This window comes from Actinomadura macrotermitis (assembly GCF_009604375.1).
Taxonomy (GTDB): domain Bacteria; phylum Actinomycetota; class Actinomycetes; order Streptosporangiales; family Streptosporangiaceae; genus Spirillospora; species Spirillospora macrotermitis.
In genome coordinates this window covers 584,046-603,347 of sequence record NZ_WEGH01000005.1, presented here as the reverse complement: position 1 = coordinate 603,347, position 19,302 = coordinate 584,046, and the positions used below count along the sequence as shown (strand labels likewise).

Annotated in this window: 19 protein-coding genes and 2 riboswitches; of the genes, 15 read left to right on the top strand and 4 right to left on the bottom strand. The window is 75.6% G+C overall.

Translation table 11 applies throughout. The features are described 5' to 3' along the window. The first annotated feature begins 9 nt into the window (after nt 1-9). From ACRB68_RS35600 to ACRB68_RS35570, 7 genes are all read left to right on the top strand, one after another. The gene (locus ACRB68_RS35600) at nt 10-906 is read left to right on the top strand and encodes a DUF881 domain-containing protein (protein ID WP_153540388.1); all 897 of its coding nucleotides are present in this window, start codon (nt 10-12) and stop codon (nt 904-906) included. Then, nucleotides 903-1,235, top strand: a complete 333-nt coding sequence (locus tag ACRB68_RS35595; protein ID WP_328595195.1) for a small basic family protein — start codon at nt 903-905, stop codon at nt 1,233-1,235. Before ACRB68_RS35600 ends, ACRB68_RS35595 begins: the two co-directional genes overlap by 4 nt. Then, a complete protein-coding gene (locus ACRB68_RS35590; RefSeq protein ID WP_153540386.1) occupies nt 1,232-1,996 on the top strand; it encodes a DUF881 domain-containing protein in 765 nt (254 codons plus the stop codon). Before ACRB68_RS35595 ends, ACRB68_RS35590 begins: the two co-directional genes overlap by 4 nt. 291 nt (nt 1,997-2,287) lie before the next feature. After that, entirely contained in the window at nt 2,288-2,830 is a 543-nt protein-coding gene (locus ACRB68_RS35585) for an FHA domain-containing protein (protein WP_153540384.1), read from the top strand. A gap of 65 nt (nt 2,831-2,895) precedes the next feature. Then, nucleotides 2,896-3,609: a transcriptional regulator FtsR gene (ftsR, locus tag ACRB68_RS35580; RefSeq protein ID WP_153540383.1), complete on the top strand. Its 714-nt coding sequence runs from the start codon at nt 2,896-2,898 to the stop codon at nt 3,607-3,609. Between the two features lie 225 nt (nt 3,610-3,834). Next, the gene (locus ACRB68_RS35575; protein ID WP_328595193.1) at nt 3,835-4,308 is read left to right on the top strand and encodes a bifunctional nuclease family protein; all 474 of its coding nucleotides are present in this window, start codon (nt 3,835-3,837) and stop codon (nt 4,306-4,308) included. 344 nt (nt 4,309-4,652) lie between these two features. After that, the gene (locus ACRB68_RS35570; protein WP_328595192.1) at nt 4,653-5,255 is read left to right on the top strand and encodes a MerR family transcriptional regulator; all 603 of its coding nucleotides are present in this window, start codon (nt 4,653-4,655) and stop codon (nt 5,253-5,255) included. A gap of 107 nt (nt 5,256-5,362) precedes the next feature. Here ACRB68_RS35570 and ACRB68_RS35565 read toward each other — a convergent pair whose 3' ends face one another. Continuing rightward, nucleotides 5,363-7,837, bottom strand: a complete 2,475-nt coding sequence (locus tag ACRB68_RS35565) for a lysylphosphatidylglycerol synthase transmembrane domain-containing protein (protein WP_328595191.1) — start codon at nt 7,835-7,837, stop codon at nt 5,363-5,365. 285 nt (nt 7,838-8,122) lie between these two features. Further along, nucleotides 8,123-8,217, top strand: a riboswitch (glycine riboswitch). Then, a riboswitch (glycine riboswitch) is annotated at nt 8,218-8,332 on the top strand. Nucleotides 8,333-8,399: 67 nt separating this feature from the next. Between ACRB68_RS35565 and gcvP the strand changes: the two genes are divergently transcribed. Continuing rightward, on the top strand, nt 8,400-11,279 hold the full coding sequence (gcvP, locus tag ACRB68_RS35560; RefSeq protein ID WP_153540379.1) for an aminomethyl-transferring glycine dehydrogenase: 2,880 nt from the start codon (nt 8,400-8,402) through the stop codon (nt 11,277-11,279). A gap of 324 nt (nt 11,280-11,603) precedes the next feature. Further along, on the top strand, nt 11,604-12,725 hold the full coding sequence (locus ACRB68_RS35555) for a tetratricopeptide repeat protein (RefSeq protein WP_153540377.1): 1,122 nt from the start codon (nt 11,604-11,606) through the stop codon (nt 12,723-12,725). A gap of 7 nt (nt 12,726-12,732) precedes the next feature. Here ACRB68_RS35555 and ACRB68_RS35550 read toward each other — a convergent pair whose 3' ends face one another. Beyond that, nucleotides 12,733-13,149 carry a PPOX class F420-dependent oxidoreductase gene (locus ACRB68_RS35550; RefSeq protein WP_407924329.1) on the bottom strand — a complete coding sequence of 139 codons (417 nt, stop codon included), beginning with the start codon at nt 13,147-13,149 and terminating at the stop codon, nt 12,733-12,735. A gap of 63 nt (nt 13,150-13,212) precedes the next feature. Here ACRB68_RS35550 and ACRB68_RS35545 point away from each other — a divergent pair, with 63 nt between their 5' ends. Beyond that, nucleotides 13,213-13,842 (top strand): alpha/beta hydrolase family protein, encoded by a 630-nt coding sequence (locus ACRB68_RS35545; RefSeq protein ID WP_153540373.1) that lies wholly within the window; start codon nt 13,213-13,215, stop codon nt 13,840-13,842. A gap of 119 nt (nt 13,843-13,961) precedes the next feature. Here the strand turns inward: ACRB68_RS35545 and ACRB68_RS35540 are convergent, their stop codons facing one another. Then, the gene (locus ACRB68_RS35540) at nt 13,962-14,165 is read right to left on the bottom strand and encodes a DUF5999 family protein (RefSeq protein ID WP_153540371.1); all 204 of its coding nucleotides are present in this window, start codon (nt 14,163-14,165) and stop codon (nt 13,962-13,964) included. Between the two features lie 331 nt (nt 14,166-14,496). Between ACRB68_RS35540 and ACRB68_RS35535 the strand changes: the two genes are divergently transcribed. The 3 genes from ACRB68_RS35535 to ACRB68_RS35525 are packed head-to-tail and all read left to right on the top strand — an operon-like array spanning nt 14,497 to nt 17,317. After that, nucleotides 14,497-15,240, top strand: coding sequence for a (Fe-S)-binding protein (locus ACRB68_RS35535; RefSeq protein ID WP_153540369.1), 744 nt, complete (start codon nt 14,497-14,499; stop codon nt 15,238-15,240). Further along, nucleotides 15,237-16,676, top strand: a complete 1,440-nt coding sequence (locus ACRB68_RS35530; RefSeq protein WP_328595190.1) for a LutB/LldF family L-lactate oxidation iron-sulfur protein — start codon at nt 15,237-15,239, stop codon at nt 16,674-16,676. The genes ACRB68_RS35535 and ACRB68_RS35530 overlap by 4 nt, the downstream gene beginning before the upstream one ends. Continuing rightward, on the top strand, nt 16,673-17,317 hold the full coding sequence (locus ACRB68_RS35525; protein WP_328595189.1) for a LutC/YkgG family protein: 645 nt from the start codon (nt 16,673-16,675) through the stop codon (nt 17,315-17,317). The genes ACRB68_RS35530 and ACRB68_RS35525 overlap by 4 nt, the downstream gene beginning before the upstream one ends. Here ACRB68_RS35525 and ACRB68_RS35520 read toward each other — a convergent pair. After that, complete coding sequence (locus ACRB68_RS35520; protein WP_153540367.1) at nt 17,314-17,889, bottom strand: TetR/AcrR family transcriptional regulator; 576 nt, start codon at nt 17,887-17,889, stop codon at nt 17,314-17,316. The two genes, ACRB68_RS35525 and ACRB68_RS35520, sit on opposite strands and share 4 nt — an antisense overlap. A gap of 118 nt (nt 17,890-18,007) precedes the next feature. On the opposite strand from ACRB68_RS35520, the gene ACRB68_RS35515 reads away from it, so the two are divergent. Beyond that, nucleotides 18,008-18,442 (top strand): plectin, encoded by a 435-nt coding sequence (locus ACRB68_RS35515; RefSeq protein ID WP_153540365.1) that lies wholly within the window; start codon nt 18,008-18,010, stop codon nt 18,440-18,442. 223 nt (nt 18,443-18,665) lie between these two features. Then, complete coding sequence (locus tag ACRB68_RS35510) at nt 18,666-19,301, top strand: maleylpyruvate isomerase N-terminal domain-containing protein (protein ID WP_328595188.1); 636 nt, start codon at nt 18,666-18,668, stop codon at nt 19,299-19,301. Nucleotide 19,302: the final 1 nt, after the last annotated feature.

The window sequence follows — 19,302 nt, the reverse complement described above, 5'->3', positions numbered from 1 at the left end:
GATGGGCCGGTGCGCGAGCGACAGGGCGAGGACGGGCGGCCGCCGGGATGGCGGCGGCCCGACGCGTCCATGTCCCTGCTCGCCGACCTGTTCTCGGGCCGGCTGGACCCCGGCTACGCCGAGGCCGCCGCGCGCCGGGCCGCCGCCGGGCGGGACGCGCCGCGCCGCGGCCCGCTGAGCGGCGGCGGCGTCCTGCTGGTCGTGCTGCTGCTCGGCGTGCTGCTCGCCACCGCCGGCGCCGAGGCGCGCCGCGGCGAGCCCGCCGCCGCCGAGCGCCGCTCCCGCCTGATCGGCCAGATCCACGCCCGCACCGCCGAGAGCGACGCCCTGCAGCGCCGGGTGGACGCCCTGCGCGCCGAGACCGAGCGGCTGCGCGCCGACGCCCTCGCCCGCAGCGCCGAGGGCCGCCGCACCCGCCAGGACCTCGCCGCCGCCGCCCGGGGCGCGGCCGCCGTGCCCGCCGCCGGGCCCGCCCTCGTCGTGGCGCTCGCCGACGCCCCGGCGGACGGGGACGCCCGGCCGGGCGCGGGCCGGGTCTATGATCAGGACCTGCAGATCCTGGTCAACGGCCTGTGGGCCGCGGGCGCCACCGCCATCGGGGTCAACGGCCAGCGGCTCACCCCGACCACCGCCATCCGCGCCGCGGGCGAGGCGATCCTGGTCGATTACCGGCCGCTGAACGGGCCCTACGAGGTGACCGCGCTCGGCGACCCCGGCCGGATCCGCGCCGCCTACCGCGGCTCGGCCGCCGACCGGCGGCTGGCCGGCCTGCGCGACCGGCTGCGGATCCGCTACGGGCTGCGCCGCGCCGCGCACGCCGCGCTGCCCGCGGCCGGGACGCTGCGGCTGCGGTACGCGCGGCCTGCTCGGGAGGCAGGGCGCGAGGGAGAGGAGACCCCCGGGTGATCGCGCTCATCGGGCTGGTGATCGGGGTGGCGCTCGGGCTGCTGTTCGACCCCCAGGTGCCGCTCTGGCTGCAGCCCTACCTGCCGATCGCCATCGTGGCGGCGCTGGACGCGATGTCGGGCGGCGTGCGGGCCCGGCTGGAGGGCGTCTTCGAGGAGAAGGTCTTCGTCGTCTCCTTCGTCAGCAACACCGTCATCGCCGCGCTGATCGTCTTCCTCGGCGACCAGCTCGGCGTCGGCTCCCAGCTGTCCACCGGCGTGGTCGTGGTGCTCGGCATCCGGATCTTCTCCAACGCCGCGGCCATCCGGCGGAAGCTGTTCGGCGCGTGAGCGGGGCCACCGAGCCGCCGGAGCCGCCAGAGCCGCCAGAGGCGCCGGAGGCGCCGGAGCCGGACCGGCCGGCCGGGCCGCCCGCGGGCATGCGCGGCCTGCTGGACCTGCTGCGCCCCCGCACCACCCGCGGGCAGTTCGCCGGCGCCCTGCTGTGCATGGTGCTCGGCTTCGCCGCCGTCGCCCAGATCCGGACCACCAAGCGCGACACCACCTTCGCCACCGCCCGCCAGGACGAGCTCGTCGGCATCCTGTCCGACCTCGGCCAGCGCTCGGAGCGGCTGCGCGGCGACCTGCGCGAGCTGGAGGAGACCCGGGCCGGGCTGCGCCGCGACGTCCAGGGCGAGCGGGCGCTGCAGGAGGCGCGCCGCCGGGCCGGCACCTACGGGCTGCTCGCCGGCACCCTGCCCGCCGAGGGCCCCGGCGTCGAGGTGGTCATCGACGACCCCGGCACCGCGGTGCGCGCCGCCAACCTGCTGGACGCCCTGCAGGAGCTGCGGGACGCGGGCGCCGAGGTGGTCCAGGTCGGCGACGTGCGCGCCGGGGCCGGCACCTACTTCCTCGACACGCCCGGCGGCGTCCAGGCCGACGGCCGCCAGCTCGCCCCGCCCTACCGGTTCCTGGCCATCGGCGACCCGCACACCCTGACGACCGCCCTCGGCATCCCCGGCGGCGTGGTCAAGACCCTGCAGAACATCGGCGCCGCCGTCACCGTCGCCGAGCGGGCCAAGATCGTGGTGCGCGCGGTACGGCCGCCCTGAGCGGCGTCCGCCCAGGCCGGGGGCCGATCGCCGGGGCCCGGTCCGCGCGGCGGCGTAGACCTGCGATCATTGACGGAGGTAGCTTGGGGGCAGCCGGCCGACCGTTCCGGTTGACCCCCCGGGCACTACCCGCGTAAGTTGCGGCGACCGTCCTGTTGCAGGCGGTGGCCGGACCGCCTTCGGGGGCGGGTCCCCCGGCGTGGGTTGGTAGAACGATGCGCGTGACGCAGGCGGCTCCCCGCGAGGGCGAGCGGCCGGTGGCACACCGATGGTAGGAGGCCGAGCCGATCTATGCCGAGCGTCTACTGCACGCAGTGCGGTCACGCCAACCCGGATGATGCCCGCTTCTGTTCCAACTGCGGGACTCCGCTGGGCCGCAGTGGCCAGCAGCCTTTGCCTCCCCGGGAGTCCCCGGGCGAGTCCACGTCCACGATCTCGATCGGCGGCTTCGAGGCCCTGGAGGCCGACGGCCAGGGCGGCGAGGCCGACCAGCCGGGCGCCGACCAGGTCGCGGTGGAGGCGCTGCCGCCCGGCACCGCCCTGCTGGTGGTCAAGCGCGGGCCGAACGCCGGGAGCCGCTTCCTGCTGGACAAGGACCGCACCTCGGCGGGCCGCCACCCCGAGAGCGACATCTTCCTGGACGACGTGACGGTGTCCCGCCGGCACGCCGAGTTCGCCCGCCAGGGCGGCACCTTCTCGGTCCGCGACGTGGGCAGCCTGAACGGCACCTACGTCAACCGCCAGCGCATCGACCAGGCCGGCCTGTCGGGCGGCGACGAGGTGCAGATCGGCAAGTTCCGGCTGGTGTTCCTGACCAACCCGCAGCACGGCTGACCCGGCGGCCCGCCCCCCGCCGGGGCGGGCCCGGACCGGACGCACGCGGCGACGAGGGGAGGGGCATGAACGCGCAGCCGGCCGGCGCCCTGATGACGATCGGGGACGTCCTGGCGCTGCTCCGGGCGGAGTTCCCGGACATCACCGTCTCCAAGATCAGGTTCCTGGAGACCGCCGGCCTGATCGAGCCGCAGCGCAGCCCGTCGGGGTACCGCAAGTTCGGTGAGGCCGAGGTGGCGCGGCTGCGCTTCATCCTGGCCGCCCAGCGCGACCACTACCTGCCGCTGCGGGTGATCAGGCAGCACCTGCAGGCGGCGGACCGCGGCGAGCCGGTGCCGCCGCTCGGCGCGGCCGCCCCGCCGCGCGGCCCGCGCACCCTGGTCGCCGCCGACTCGGCCGCGCCCGAGCCCGCGGTGCGCCTCACCCGCCGCCAGCTGCTGGACGGCGCCGGCATCGACGAGGACCTGCTGGCCGAGCTGGAGGGCTACGGCCTGGTCCGGCGGGCCGGCCAGTACTACGACGGCGACGCCCTCACCATCGCGCGCACCGTCGCCGCGCTCGGCGAGCACGGGCTGCAGCCCCGCAACCTGCGCGCGGTCAAGGCCGCCGCGGACCGGCAGGTCGGCCTCATCGAGCAGGTCGTGGCGCCCGCCCTGCGCCGCCGCAGCCCCGGCGCGCACGAGGAGGCCGCCGAGACCGCCCGCCGGATCGCCGAGCTGGCGGTCGGGCTGCACGCCGCGCTGGTCGAGGCGGGCCTGCGCGAAAGCCTGGACCGCTGATCCGCCGGGCGGCCCGTTGGCGGCGGGCCCGTGGCGGCGGGCCTGCGATGGCGGGCCCGCGGGGCGGCCCGTGAGGGCGCGCGGGCATTTGCTCGCCCGCCGCCCCGCACCGCCGTCCGCCCCTGGGTGTACGTTGGCTACAGGGACGGGTGGGGACCGGCCCCGCGCGCACGGTGATCGAGCAGCACGGTGAATCGATAAGTCGAGGACCAGCAGGGAGCCGCTGTGAAGCAGATGGAGGTCGTCGGCGTCCGGGTCGAGATGCCCTCCAATCAGCCGATCGTCCTGTTGAAGGAGTCGGGCGGGGACCGTTATCTCCCCATCTGGATCGGGGCGGTCGAAGCGACCGCGATCGCCTTCGCCCAGCAGGGCGTGCTGCCCGCGCGCCCCCTCACCCACGACCTGTTCCGCGATGTGCTGGACGCGCTCGGCGTGCAGTTGCGCGCGGTCAACATCACCGCGCTGCGCGAGGGCATCTTCTTCGCCGACCTGGTGTTCTCCAACGGCGTCGAGGTGAGCGCCCGGCCCTCGGACTCGATCGCGCTCGCGCTGCGCACCGGCGCGACCATCTTCGCGGGGGAGGACGTGCTGGAGGAGGCGGGCGTCGCGATTCCCGACGAACAGGAGGACGAGGTCGAGAAGTTCCGGGAGTTCCTGGACAACATCACCCCGGAGGACTTCGGCCGCGCGGGTTCGTGACGGCCCCCGCCCCCGGTGGGCCGCGCCGTCCCGGCGCGCCGCGCCGGCCAGGCACGATGCCGCCCCCTGGCGTCCGGGTATGCACGTTTATGCCCCGATATGAGTGTTCTTGCATTGGCGACGGCCGGGCCGTTTCCGGCGGGTGACGACCGGGGTAGGAGTCCCTGAGAGCGAAGGTGCGCAGTTTGCCCACGTGAAGCCGGTTCATCCGGGCATGCGACGCGCCGACGACGAACGTTGACCACACCCTGACCGGCACCTACCGTGCTGGTGGAACACCCGTGGCGTAATCCGTCGAACCCCCTTGACGGAGCGCGGCGGGCTGATAGAAGCCGGAGGTCCGCGTGGCGGTGAGCAGCGGCGAGGGCAAGGCGACCCCCGAACGGCGCGTGGCGTCCCGCCGCGCCGGTGAGCAGGGGCTGCTCTTCGACGCCCGGGTGTCGGCGCCGCCCGAGGACGTCGGCTACCGCGGGCCGACCGCGTGCACGGCGGCGGGCATCACCTACCGGCAGCTGGACTACTGGGCCCGCACCGGCCTGGTCGCCCCGAGCGTGCGCGCCGCCCACGGCTCGGGCAGCCAGCGCCTCTACGGCTTCCGCGACATCCTGGTGCTGAAGGTCGTCAAGCGGCTGCTGGACACCGGCGTCTCGCTGCAGCAGATCCGCACCGCGGTGACGCACCTGCACGACCGCGGCGTCCAGGACCTGGCCCAGATCACCTTGATGAGCGACGGGGTGAGCGTCTACGAGTGCACCTCCGCCGACGAGGTGGTGGACCTGCTGCAGGGCGGCCAGGGGGTCTTCGGCATAGCGCTCGGCCGCGTCTGGCAGGAGGTGGAGGGCAGCCTGGCGGAGCTGCCCGCCGAACGCGCGGCCGACGAGGACTGCGACGGATCACACCCCCACGACGAGCTCGCCGGCCGCCGCCGCGCCCGCAAGACCGGCTGACCGGCCTCCCCGCCGCTCCACCCCTCCACCCCCTGCCTGAGACCACCGCCCGCGCGCGACGCGCCCTCCCCGGCAGTATCCATCCCACGGCAGACCCATCCCGGCCCTCAGATGGCCTCCTTGCGCTGCAGATAGGTGAACGCGGCCCAGCCGGGCAGCACCGGCAGCCACAGCGTCAGCAGCCGGAACAGCAGCACCGCCGAGGTCGCGGTCTCCGCGGTCAGCCCCGAGATCGTCAGGGCCAGCGTCAGTGCGCCCTCGACGGCGCCGAGGCCGCCGGGGGTCGGCGCGGCCGAGCCGAGCGCGTTGGCGGTGAGGAAGACCACCACGACCGTCGTCCAGGGCAGCGAGCCGCCGAAGGCGCGCACCGAGGCGTCCAGGCAGACCACGAAGGCGACGGTGAGCAGCAGCGTGCCGCCCAGCCCGGTGCACAGCTTGCGCGGCGACTGCAGCACGTCCACCAGCCGCGGCACGACGCCGGAGAACATGCTCCTCAGCCGGGTGGTGACGACCCGCCGGACCCGGCGGACGGCGAGCGCGGCCGAGGCGAGCACCGCGAGCGCCAGCAGCACGATCACGATGGTGCGGGACGGCGCCAGGTCCTTGGTCGCGGTGCGGGTGGACCCGGTGACGAAGCCGAACACGATCAGCAGCAGGATGTGGGTGACCATGCCCATCAGCTGGGAGGCGCCGACGCTGGCCACCGCCGGCCCCGGCCGCACGCCCGAGCGCTGCAGGTAGCGGGTGTTGATCGCCACGCCGCCGACCGCGGCGGGCGCGACCAGCTTCACGAACGACGCGGCGATCTGCACCAGCACGGTCCGCCCGAGCGGCAGCCGCTCGGGCACGAACCCCATCAGCATCAGCGCGGCCGCCAGGTAGGTGACGCCGGAGGCGGCGAGGGCGGTCAGCACCCACCACCACTGCGCGGTGGAGGCCAGGCGCACCAGGTCGATGCTGCCGATCTGCGGGATGACGATGTAGGCGGCGAAGCTGAGCGCGATGATGCTGACGATCGTGCGCGGCCGGAACCGCTCCAGCCGGACCGGCGCCGCCTCGATCTCGGGCTCCAGCCGGACGATCTGCTCGCGGATGCGGGTCAGCAGGTCCTTGTCGTGGCGGAGCGCGGCGCGGGTGTTGCGCGACAGCGCCACCCGCTGCAGCAGCGGCACCACGCCCGCCAGGGTCTGCTCGCCGAGCACGGCGGCGGCGGTGGCGACGGCCCGCTCGGGTCCGATCCGCAGCGCGAGGGTGGTGAGCAGCTGCGCCACGTCCAGCCGCAGCGCCAGGTCGCCGGCGGCGATCTCGCCGCCCCCCAGGTCCACCAGGCAGGCCCGGCCGGTGTCGGTGACCAGGACCGCCTCGCCCTCCAGCCGGTGGTGGGCGAGCCGGGCGTGCTGCAGGCACTGCAGCTGGCGCCACACGTCGGTGAGCAGCTCGTCGGTGATCTCGTTGGGCGGCAGCTCGCCCAGCCGGCGGCCCGGCACGTACTCGAACGCCAGCAGCGCCGCCTCGGTGCCGACGTCGGAGACGGCGGTCAGCCGGGGCGTGCGGGCGCCGGCGGCGGCCACCGCGTAGGCGGTCAGCGACTCCTGCTCCAGCGAGCGGCGCAGCGAGCGCAGCGCCCGCCCCGGCGTGGCCTCGCGGAACCGGGCCAGGCGCCACATCCGGTAGAGCAGCCCGGCGCTCTGGGCGTCGCGGTCCAGCACGCTGACGTCCAGCTGCCACTCGCCGGGCGGCAGGGCGGCGCCGGTCGCGTCCACCGGCGCGGCGCCGGGGGCGTGCGCGACCGCGACGCCGTAGTGGCGGTCGGCCTCGGCGCCGCCGGGCAGCATCCGGGCGCGCACCGGGCGCAGCCCGAGCCGCTCCAGGGCGGCCATGACGGCGGTGCCGGGCGGGCGCGGGTTGGGGGTGCCGACGGCGTACCGCACGCCGTGCCCGATGGCGCGGCCGAGGAAGTAGGTGGCGGCGAGCGCCGAGACCGAGGCGTAGGAGGCGGTGAGGCCGGTCAGCGCGGTCAGCCCGATCATCGACCAGGTCGCGATCTGCCAGCGCGGCCGGCCGGCCATCCCGACGGCGGTGACGAACGCGATCACCGGCGCGATGTCGACGTGCGCGGGCGCGGTGCGGGTGCCGCCCCAGATGAGGGAGTCCAGCACCCCGCCGGGCGCGGCCGGCACCACCCAGTCGTCCAGCACCAGCGTCACCACGAACGCGATCACCGCGGCCAGCAGCGCGATCGCGACCCGCATGCCGTCCTTGTGGAACAGGCGCTCGGCGGCGAAGGCGACCGGCACCGCCAGCACGCCGAAGCTGGAGGCCAGCGTGGCCAGGTAGAGCAGCAGCCGCGGGGCGTGCGCGGTGCCCTCGGTGATGTCGGTCTGCAGGCCGTGCGTGGTCTGCTGGGCGATCGACACGAGCAGCAGCACCGCGGCCAGGCCGATGATCGCCGCGGCGAAGCGGAACGCGTCGGAGGGGCGGCGGATCCGGTCGGGGCGGGGCGGCTCGTCCACGGGCACGCCGCCCGCGGCGGCCGCGCCGGGCCGCCCGGGACGCACCGTGGTGTCGCCCGCCTGCGTCACTGCGCACCGCCGTCCGGACCGCTCATCGAGATCAGCGTCGCAGACCCGGCCGCGCCCCGTCGAGGGCGCCCGGGGAACCGTGCCCGCACGCCTTGCACCCCGCGCCCATGTCCTTCCGCCCCGCGCCCGCGGCCCGTCCCCGTGTCCGTGAGCTGTGGATATCGTACTCACCGGCCCGCGCCCGCCCGGCAGGGGGCGGGCCGGGGCCGCGCGTTCGGCGCCCGCCGGGGGCCGCCGCGATCGTTTGCGCCGTCCATTGGATACAGTTCCCGGTAGGACAGCCGTCGACCCTGTGCGGGAGAGATCCCACGCACCCAGCGTGGGACGCCGAAGGGGCAACCTCCCCGGAACCTCTCAGGCAAAAGGACCGCTCGGGCGAGGCACCTCTGGAAAGCAGGCGCCGTCCCCTCCACCGGAGGGCGCGGCGGCTCACCGAAGGGGAAACCCCGCTCCCGGCGGGTGAAGCTCTCAGGTGCCGATGACAGAGGGGGAGACGGCCGGAGACCCGCCACGGGTCCCCGGCGCCCTAGGCGACCGCAGCAGCCCAGGAGGCTCCTCCAAGATGACGGCCCAGTACTTCGCCCCCGTGGCGTCGCCGCAAGACCCGCGCGACACCTTCGCCGACCGCCACATCGGACCGTCCGCCGGCGACCGCGACCGGATGCTCGCGGCGATCGGCTACTCCAGCACCGAGGCGCTGATCGACGACGCGGTGCCCGCCGCGATCCGCACCGGCCGGCCGCTGGACCTGCCGCCGGCGCTGTCGGAGCCCGCCGCGCTGGCCCGGCTGCGCGACATCGCGGGCCGCAACACCGTGCTCACCTCCATGATCGGCCTCGGCTACCACGGCACCCACACGCCCGGGGTGATCCTGCGCAACGTGCTGGAGAACCCGGGCTGGTACACCGCCTACACGCCCTACCAGCCGGAGATCTCCCAGGGCCGGCTGGAGGCGCTGCTGAACTTCCAGACCGTGGTGGCCGACCTCACCGGCCTGCCGGTCGCCAACGCCTCCATGCTGGACGAGGGCACCGCCGCCGCCGAGGCGATGGCGCTGGCGCACCGCGCGTCCCGCCGCAAGGAGCCCGGCACGTTCCTGGTCGACGCCGACGCGCTGCCGCAGACCATCGAGGTCGTCCGCACCCGCGCCGTGCCGCTCGGCATCGAGGTCGTCACCGCCGACCTGTCCGGCGGGCTTCCCGAGGGCGACTTCTTCGGCGTGCTGCTGCAGTACCCGGGCGCGTCGGGCGCCGTGCGCGACCTCGCGCCGGTGACCGCGCAGGCGCACGAGCGCGGCGCCCAGGTCGTCGTCGCCGCCGACCTGCTCGCGCTGACGATCCTGCGCCCGCCCGGCGAGTCCGGCGCCGACATCGTGATCGGCTCGGCGCAGCGGTTCGGCGTCCCCTACGGCTTCGGCGGCCCGCACGCCGGCTACATGGCCGTCCGCGAGGGCATCCAGCGGCAGCTGCCCGGCCGCCTGGTCGGCGTGTCGGTCGACGCCGACGGCGCCGCGGCCTACCGGCTGGCGCTGCAGACCCGCGAGCAGCACATCCGCCGCGAGAAGGCCACCAGCAACATCTGCACCGCGCAGGTGCTGCTCGCCGTCATGGCGAGCATGTACGCCGTCTACCACGGCCCCGAGGGCCTGGCCGCGATCGCCCAGCGCACCCACGCGCGGGCCGCCGAGCTGGCCGCGGGGCTGCGCCGCGGCGGCGTCGAGGTCGTGCACGGCTCGTTCTTCGACACCGTGCTCGCGCGGGTGCCCGGCCGCGCCGCGCAGGTCCTGGAGGCCGCCCGCGAGCGGCACATCAACCTGCGGCCGGTGGACGCCGACCACGTCGCGGTCGCCTGCGACGAGACGACCACCCCCCAGCACGTCACCGCCGTGCTGGAGGCGTTCGGCGTGGACACCGGCGACCTCGGCGAGGTCGGCGAGGCGTTCCCCGGCGCGCTGCGCCGCGAGAGCCCCTACCTGTCGCACCCGGTCTTCCACGCGCACCGCTCCGAGACCGCCATGCTGCGGTACCTGCGCCGGCTGCAGGACAAGGACATCGCGCTCGACCGCTCGATGATCCCGCTCGGCTCGTGCACGATGAAGCTGAACGCGACCACCGAGATGGAGCCGATCACCTGGCCCGAGTTCGCGCACATCCACCCGTTCGCGCCGGTCGACCAGGCCGCCGGCTACCTGGAGCTCATCGGCGAGCTGGAGCACGCGCTCGCCGAGATCACCGGGTACGCGGCGGTGTCGGTGCAGCCGAACGCCGGGTCGCAGGGCGAGCTGGCCGGGCTGCTGGCGATCCGCGGCTACCACGCCTCGCGCGGCGAGGAGCACCGGAACATCTGCCTGATCCCCTCCTCGGCGCACGGCACCAACGCCGCGAGCGCGGTGATGGCCGGGATGAAGGTCGTGGTCGTCAAGTGCGACGACGGCGGCAACATCGACGTTGACGACCTGCACGCCAAGATCGGCAAGCACGGGGACGCGCTCTCGGCGATCATGGTGACCTACCCCTCCACCCACGGGGTGTTCGAGGAGTCCATTACCGAGGTCTGCAAGGCCGTGCACGACGCGGGCGGCCAGGTCTACGTCGACGGCGCCAACCTCAACGCGCTGGTCGGCCTCGCCCGGCCCGGCGAGTTCGGCTCCGACGTCTCGCACCTGAACCTGCACAAGACCTTCTGCATCCCGCACGGCGGCGGCGGCCCGGGCGTCGGCCCGATCGGCGTGCGCGAGCACCTCGCGCCGTTCCTGCCGAACCACCCGCTGCGCGGCGAGGCGGGACCCGCCGGCACGGGCGTCGGGCCGATCTCGGCGGCGCCGTGGGGCTCGGCGGGCATCCTGCCGATCTCCTGGGCCTACATCGCGATGATGGGCCCGGACGGCCTGCGCGCGGCCACCGAGGGCGCCATCATCGGCGCCAACTACCTGGCGGCCCGGCTCGCCCCGCACTACCCGATCCTGTACACCGGCCGCAACGGCCTGGTGGCGCACGAGTGCATCGCCGACCTCCGCAAGATCACCAAGGAGACCGGGGTCACCGCCGAGGACGTGGCCAAGCGCCTCATCGACTACGGCTTCCACGCGCCGACGCTGTCGTTCCCGGTGGCCGGCACGCTGATGATCGAGCCGACCGAGAGCGAGGACCTGGCCGAGCTGGACCGGTTCGCCGAGGCCATGATCGAGATCCGCCGGGAGATCCAGCGGGTCGCCGACGGCGGCTACGACGCCGAGGACAACCCGCTGCGCAACGCCCCGCACACCGCGGCGACGCTGCTCGCCGACGACTGGAAGCACGCCTACACCCGCGAGGAGGCGGCCTACCCGCTGCCCTCGCTGCGGGAGAACAAGTACTGGCCGCCGGTGCGCCGCATCGACCAGGCCTACGGTGACCGCAACCTGGTCTGCTCCTGCCCGCCGCCGGAGGCGTTCGAGGACTGATCCGCGTTCGTTCGAGCACGGTCAAGGGACTCGCCCGGCGGCTCGTCCCTTGACCGTGCTCGGAGCGGGTGCGCATCGCTTCGCGACCGGACCTGGGCGGGGCCCGCCTCCGGCGTCGCCAGACGAGCCTGAAGACCTGCCGGGCGCCGTGCGGCGCCCGGCAGGGCCGTTTCCGGCCCGCCTCTCGTGATCTACAACGTAAAGGCAGCGGGCCGGAAGCGGTCATGATCTTGGGTGCGGAACGCGGGGTGTCGTGCCGGGACGGGGGAGGGCCGGGTCGCTAGGCTCGGGGCGGACCCCGAACCCCCAGAGGGCAGCAGAGCGATGAGCGAAACGCCTGAGACGGCGCCCCCCGCGGTGCGCGGCGACGACCCGGCCCGGCTGTGCGAGCGGGCCCGCCGGCTCGCCGAGGACGGAGAGCCGGCCCGCGCCGCCGGCCTGTTCCGGCAGGTGCTCGCCCTCGGCGACACCCCCTACCGGGCGCGGGCCGCGCTCGGCCTGGCCGTCGTGCTGGACGACGGCGGCGACGTGGCGGCCGCCCGCGAGGCCGACCGCCAGGCCATCGCCACCGGCGATCCCGAGTACGGGCCGCGCGCCGCCTACCACCTCGCCCTCACCCATGAGCGGGCCGGCGAGCGCGACGAGGCCGGGGCCGCCTGGCAGGCCGTGGTCGGCTTCGGCAACCCCGCCTACCTGCCGCCGGCGCATCTGGCGCTGGCCCGGCTGCACGACGACGCCGGCGACTTCGACGCCGCCCGCGAGCACTGGGAGCAGGCCGTCGCGACCGGCGACCCCGAGTACGGCACGCTCGCCGCGCACGACCTCGCCCAGCGGCTGCTGGAGCGCGGCGACCCCGCCCGCGCCTACCGGATCCTCACCGCCGGGTTGCGGCTGATCGACCGCGACACCGCCCCGCACGCCTACGCCCGCCTCGCCGTCGCCCTCGGCATCGCCTGCCTGGACCAGGCGGTCGGCGCGTTCGGCGCGGCGCTGGCCGGCCCGGCCGACCCCGAGGTCGGGCCGCTGGCGACCGAGCTGCTCGCGCGCACGCTGCCGCTGCGCGGCCGCGAGGCCGAGGCCCGCGAGGTGTGGCGGCGCGGCCTGGCCGACCCCGGCGTGGCCGGGCAGGTCCGGGCCCGGCTGCGGCGCGACTTCGGCGACGAGGGCGACCCGGCCGGGCTGTGGTGGGAGCCGGTCCTGGAGCAGTCGGTGGCGGACGGGTCGCTGCCCGCCCTCGCCGGCGAGGCGTTCGGCGCGCTGGACCACATGTACGCGCTGCTGGCCGTCCGCTACGCCGACGGCCCCGGCGGGGACGAGACCCAGCGCCTGCTCGGCCGGGCGGTGCGGGTCCCGAGCGACTACTCCTGGGGCCCGCTGCTGCACGAGAGCTTCGCCGAGCGGCTGCGGCTGGCGATGGACGCCCCGGCCGCGCCGCCGACCGCCTGACCGCGGCTCAGGCCGCGACCGCGCGCTGCGCGACCACGTGGGTGATCCGCATCCGGACCAGCAGCTCGCCGGGCACCGCGTTGCGGCGGCCGAACTCCTCGCCCCGGCCGGCGCCCATGTAGCGGGCGCCGATCCGGATCGACCAGGGCAGCATCGCCGCCGGGTCGCGCTCCAGCGTCACCTCGCCGGAGAGGGTGACGAAGGAGAAGGGCGGCGTGTCGTCCTCGACGCAGACCGACACCCGCGGGTCGCGGGCGAGGGCGCGGCCCTTGAGGCTGTCGGCGCCGGTGTTGAAGAGCAGCTCGTCGCCGTCCAGCACGAACCACACCGGGGTCACGTGCGGCGATCCGTCGGCGCGGACGACGGCGGCCTTGCCGGTCCGGGTGCCCTGCCGCACGAAGTCGCGCCACTCGTCCTCTTTCATGATCTCCATGGGGTGGGTCTGCCCAGGTCCGCGCCCCCGCACGCGGGCGGTAGCGTGACCGCCATGGAGATCGCCACCTCGCACGGGCCGGCCGAGGTCGTCCTGGACGCGCCGGACCGCCCGTCCTTCCTGCTGGTGCTCACGCACGGCTCCAACGGGGGAGTGGACGCCGCCGACCTGCTGGCCGTCCGGGCGGCCGCGCTCGGGCTCGGCGGCGCCGTCGCCCGGGTGCTGCAGCCGTTCCGCAAGGCGGGGCGCCGCGCGCCCGGCTCGGCGGTGCGGCAGGACGAGGCGTGGCTGGAGATCGTCGCGGTGCTGCGGGACCGCTTCGGCGATCTGCCGCTGGTGCAGGGCGGGCGGAGCAACGGGGCGCGGGTGGCGTGCCGGACGGCGCGGGCGGCCGGGGCGGCCGGCGTCGTCGCGCTGGCGTTCCCGCTGCACCCGCCGGGCAGGCCGGAGAAGTCGCGGGCGGAGGAGCTGCGTTCGGCGGGGGTGCCCGTGCTGGTCGTCAACGGGGACCGGGACCCCTTCGGGGTGCCGGACCCGGCCGACGCGGCCGAGGTGCGGGTCCTGCCGGGGGAGCGCCATGAACTGGCAAAGGATCCGGATGCCGTGGGGACGGCGGTGGAGCCGTGGCTGCGCCGCTGGGCCGCCGGGCGGCCCGCGGGCGAGGTGTTCGCGGAACGGACGTGATGGACGAAAAGGGGTGCGGTTCCTCTGGACCCGTGAGCGGGTCCAGAGGCGCCGGACCGATGGGCATGGCCCCCGAGACGATCACCCTTTGGAACTAGTCCCCCGTGCGGAGGGCCGGTTCAGGCGGCCGAGGCGACCCCGAGGTCGGTCGGCCGGTGCGGTGCGATGATCGCCCCGTCGGGCAGCAGCTCACCGGTGTCCTCGAACAGCACCACACCGTTGCACAGCAGGCTCCACCCCTGTTCGGGGTGGCAGGCGACCGTGCGCGCGGCGTCGCGGTTCGGTCCGTCAGGAGAGGGACAGGGTGTCTGGTGCGGGCACATCGGCGTGCCTCCGGTCTTCGACTACGCGGTGATGTTGTCTCTTATGACGCACCCCAGTGTGGAACGGTTCATGGTGGTCCGGCCATAGCCCGTTGGGACGGTTGTCCCTTGGTACCGGGGGACCGGTCCGCTGTGATCCGTCTCACCCTGTGGTGCTGGACATAGCGTGCCCTTGGCGGGATAACGGGTCGAGTACGACACGCTGTCCGATCGGCAAATCTTTCGGCCGGTGCGGTTCACGCGTCCATGACCGGCGGGCGGGGACGCGCGGCGCGATCCTCCCACCGAAACGGCCGCCGCCTCGTACGATGTCCCGCGGGGGTGAGGCCGGATGCGGGTCGAGTTGTTCGTCGCGTGCTTCAACGACGCGATGTTCCCCGGCACCGGCCGCGCGGTCGTCCGGCTGCTGGAGCGTCTCGGGCACCAGGTCGTGTTCCCGGCCGGGCAGACCTGCTGCGGCCAGATGCACTGGAACACCGGGTACCGGCAGGAGGCGGCCGAGCTCGCGCGCGCCTTCACCGGCGTGTTCGGCGGCGCCGGCGCGGTGGTGACGCCGTCGGCGTCGTGCGCGACCACCGTCCGCGAGGCCTACCCGCGCATCGCCCGCGCCGCGGGGGACCCGGGCCTCGCCCGCGCGGCCGAGGGGCTGGCGGTCTACGAGCTGACCGAGTTCCTGGTCGACGTCCTCGGCGTCACCGACGTCGGCGCCTACTTCCCGCACCGCGTCACCTACCACCCGACCTGCCACTCGATGCGGATGCTCGGCGTCGGCGACCGGCCGCTGCGGCTGCTGCGCGCCGTGCGGGGCCTGGACCTGGTCGCGCTGCCCGCCGCCGGGGAGTGCTGCGGGTTCGGCGGCACGTTCGCGGTGAAGAACTCCGACGTGTCGGTGGCGATGGTCGCCGACAAGGTCCGTCACATCCGCGACACCGCCGCCGACGTGGTGTGCGCGGTGGACAACTCCTGCCTCTCCCACATCGGCGGGGCGCTGTCGCGGCTGCGCTCGGGGGTGCGGGTCATGCACCTGGCCGAGATCCTCGCCGCGACCGAGGCGGCGAAGGAGGGGACGCCGTGACCGCGCCCGCCGGGACGCCGCCGCCGAAGTTCGCCGACGCGGCGCGCGCCGCGCTCGCCGACACCCAGCTGCGCCGCAACCTGCACAACGCCACCGCGACGATCCGGGAGCGGCGCGCCGCCGCCGCGGGGGAGCTGCCCGACTGGGAGGAGCTGCGCGCCGCCGGGGCCGCGATCAAGGACCGGACGCTGCTGAACCTGGACCGCTACCTGGAGGAGCTGGAGCGCGCCGTCACCGACGCCGGCGGCACCGTGCACTGGGCGGCGACCGCCGCCGAGGCCAACCGGATCGTCACCCGGCTGGTGCGGGCGACGGGCCAGCGCGAGGTCGTCAAGGTCAAGTCGATGGTGACGCAGGAGATCGGGCTGAACGAGGCCCTGGCCGCGGCCGGGATCACCGCCCGCGAGACCGACCTGGCCGAGCTGATCGTCCAGCTGGGCGACGACCGGCCCTCGCACATCCTGGTCCCGGCGATCCACCGCAACCGGGCGCAGATCCGCGAGCTGTTCCTGCGCGCGATGCCCGGCGCCCCGGCCGACCTCACCGACGAGCCCGCTGCCCTGGCCGCCGCCGCCCGCGCCTACCTGCGCGAGCGGTTCCTGGCGGCCGAGGTGGCGGTCTCGGGCGCCAACTTCATGGTCGCCGAGACCGGCACCATGGTGGTGCTGGAGTCCGAGGGCAACGGCCGGATGTGCCTGACGCTGCCCGAGACCCTGATCACCGTCGCCGGGATCGAGAAGGTCGTGCCGACCTGGGAGGACCTGGAGGTCTTCCTGCAGCTGCTGCCGCGCTCGTCCACCGGCGAGCGGATGAACCCCTACACCTCCACCTGGACCGGCGTCACCCCCGGCGACGGCCCCCGCGAGTTCCACCTGGTGCTGCTCGACAACGGCCGCACCAAGGCGCTGGCCGACGAGGTGGGCCGCGCCGCGCTGCGCTGCATCCGCTGCTCGGCCTGCCTGAACGTGTGCCCGGTCTACGAGCGGACCGGCGGCCACGCCTACGGCTCGGTCTACCCCGGGCCGATCGGCGCGATCCTCACCCCGCAGCTGCGCGGCGTGAAGGCCGCGCAGCCGGCGTCGCTGCCGTTCGCCTCCACCCTGTGCGGGGCCTGCACCGACCTGTGCCCCGTCAAGATCGACATCCCGGAGATCCTGGTGCACCTGCGCGGCGAGGTCGTCGAGGCGCGCCGGCACCGCCCGGTGCCGACGCCGGAGCTGGCGCTGATGCGCACCGCCGCCTGGACGATGGCCGATCCGCGCCGCTACGAGGCCGCGCTGCGCCGCGGCACCCGCTGGGCGCGGCTGCTGTCGCGCGGCGGCCGGATCCGGCGGCTGCCCGGCCCGCTCGGCAAGTGGAGCGACGCCCGCGACCTGCCGGCGCCGCCCGCGCAGAGCTTCCGGGCCTGGTGGCGCGAGCGCGAGGGGGGCCGGTGAACTCCAGGGAGAAGGTGCTCGGCCGGGTGCGCGCCGCGCTCGGCCCGGCGCGCGGCACCCCGGTGGAGGTCCCGCGCGGCTACCGGCGCCGTCTGGCCGAGCCCGCCGACCGCGCCGACGTCGTCGCCCTGTTCTCCGAGCGGGTCGCCGAGTACCGCGCCTCGGTCCGGCACGTCGGCGCCGACGAGGTGGCCACCGCCGTCGCCGCCGCGCTGTGGGGCCGCGGGGCCGCGCGCATCGCCGTCCCGGCGGACCTGCCCTACGGCTGGCTCGCCGAGCTGGAGGGGGTGCAGGCCGTCGCCGACGCCCCGCCGATCCCGGCCGGCGCGCTGGACGGCATGGACGGCGTGGTCACCGGCTGCGCCGTGGCGATCGCGCAGACCGGCACGATCGTGCTGGACGGCGGCCGCGGCCAGGGCCGCCGCGCCCTCACCCTGGTGCCCGACCACCACCTGTGCGTGGTGCACGCCGACCAGATCGTCGGCACGGTGCCCGAGGCGGTCGCCCGCCTGGACCCGGTCCGGCCGCTGACCTGGATCAGCGGCCCGTCGGCGACCAGCGACATCGAGATGGCGCGGGTGGAGGGCGTGCACGGCCCGCGCGTCCTGGAGGTGCTGATCGTCGACGGGCCGCTCTGCTAGCCGGGGTTGACGGCGTTCAGCACCAGGTTCAGGCCGGCGGTGAAGCGGGCGTCCCAGTCGACCGGCCCCTCGGCGGCCTCGGCGGGCGCGCGGCCGCGGACCTCCAGCGCGGTGTGCCCGATCACGTAGCCGAGCAGGGTGTGCGCGGCGACCGCCGCGCCCGCCTCGGGGATCCCGCCGCGGCGCAGGATCTCGCGCAGGGAGGCGGTGGTGGCCGCGAGGGCGGCGGGGTTGCGGCCGGTGACCAGCAGCGGCAGCACCCCGGCGTGGGCGAGCAGCCGCTCGCGGTAGGACACCGACCAGCGGCGCAGCGCGTCCCGCCAGCCCGCCGCGCCGCGCTCGTCGGCGGGCGCGGCGGCCACGTGCGCGACCAGGCCGTCCAGCAGCTGCTCCTTGCCGCGCGGCAGGTGGTGGTAGATCGCCATCGCCTCGACCTCCAGCGCGTCGCCGAGGCGGCGCATGGTGAGCCGGCCGAGGCCCTGCCCGTCGACGATGTGCAGGGCCGCCTCGATGATCCGCTCGATGGACAGCGGCGGGCGGTTCTGGGCGTTGATGCTCGGTTGCCGGACCATGAGACCTCACCTTACTGCGTAAAGGCCGCGAACGGGGTGTCCCCCGTCACAACACGCCGCCGCCGAGCGTACGCTGACCCCGACGGGTTTCGAAGATCGGTTGTTTCAGGAGTCGCACATGCCGCTGCCGCGCCGCCGGGTGAACAAGGACGTCGCCGGGTCGTACGAGGCCGACCGCCGGCTGGCGGGGGAGTACCGCGACCGGCTCGCCGCCGCCGGCCGCGCCGAGGAGACGCTGCGCGCCGCGCAGGCCGCGGGCGGCCCGGACGAGGAGATCGCCGCGCTGCGGTCGGCGTTCGACCGGGCGCTGACCGGGGCCCTGGCGGCGGCGCAGGCCGCCGAGCGCGCCGAGATCGGCCCGAAGGGCTACGCCGCGGACGAGCAGGACGCCAAGGCCCGCCGCGCCGCCGAGATCCACCGCCGCAAGGGCCTGGCCAAGCCCGCCGTGCAGCCGTGGACCGCCGAGATCGACCGGCTGCGCACCGTCCGCGAGCAGCACCGCCTCGGCTTCCGCGACCGTCCCGCGACGGTGCCGCCGGCCTGGGTCGCCTGACCGGGGCCGCACATCACCGGGGCCGGTGACATCGGGCGGGTGACACCGTGTCACCCGGGTGGCACCGGCCGCCGAACTCTGAGATTCTGCCCCTCGGGGGAACGACGGGACGCCCCGCACCCGCGGCCGGCCGCGGCGGTGCCGGCGGGCGTCCCGGCGAGGGGGCCGCATCACGTCGCCGGGTGCGTCGCAGGGTGCTCTGACCGCGGGGGAGAACGAACAGGTGGAGCACACGCCGCCCGAGCGCGACCGTGTCCTTGAGTGCTACCGGGACGGGGTGCGGGCGATCCGCGCGCTGGCCGACCGGGTCACCGCCTGGGACGCGCCGACCCCGTGCGGCGAGTGGCAGGCGATCGAGCTGGCCGGGCATCTGCGGTGCGTGGCGGAGAACTACCTGGAGTACCTGCAGGACGCGCCCGACAGCCGGCTGGCCAAGCTGTTCGCCTGGGAGGGCGCGGCCGCGGTGCTGATCCGCCGGCAGGCCCGGCAGAACGCGGCCGAGCTCGCCGTGCTGCCCGCCGAGCCGGGCCCGGGGCGCATCACCGCCTTCACCGTGTCGGCGGGCGCCTACGCCGACCTGATCCCCGACCAGTGGGACCGCACCCACCTGGTCTACCGGGGCACCAAGTACACCGTCGGCGACCACGCGGGGGCCGCCTGCGTGGAGTGGCACCTGCACGCCTGGGACCTGGCGCGCACGATCGGCGAGGACTACCGGCCGCGCGACGCGGAGGTGCTGGTGCCCGCCTGGCACTGGGGCGTGCCGCACCTGCCGCTGGTGCGGGGCGAGCCCTGGGAGGCGGTGCTGCGCTCGTCGGGGCGGTCGCCGCGGCGGCCGGAGGGCCCCGCCGCGCGCTGAC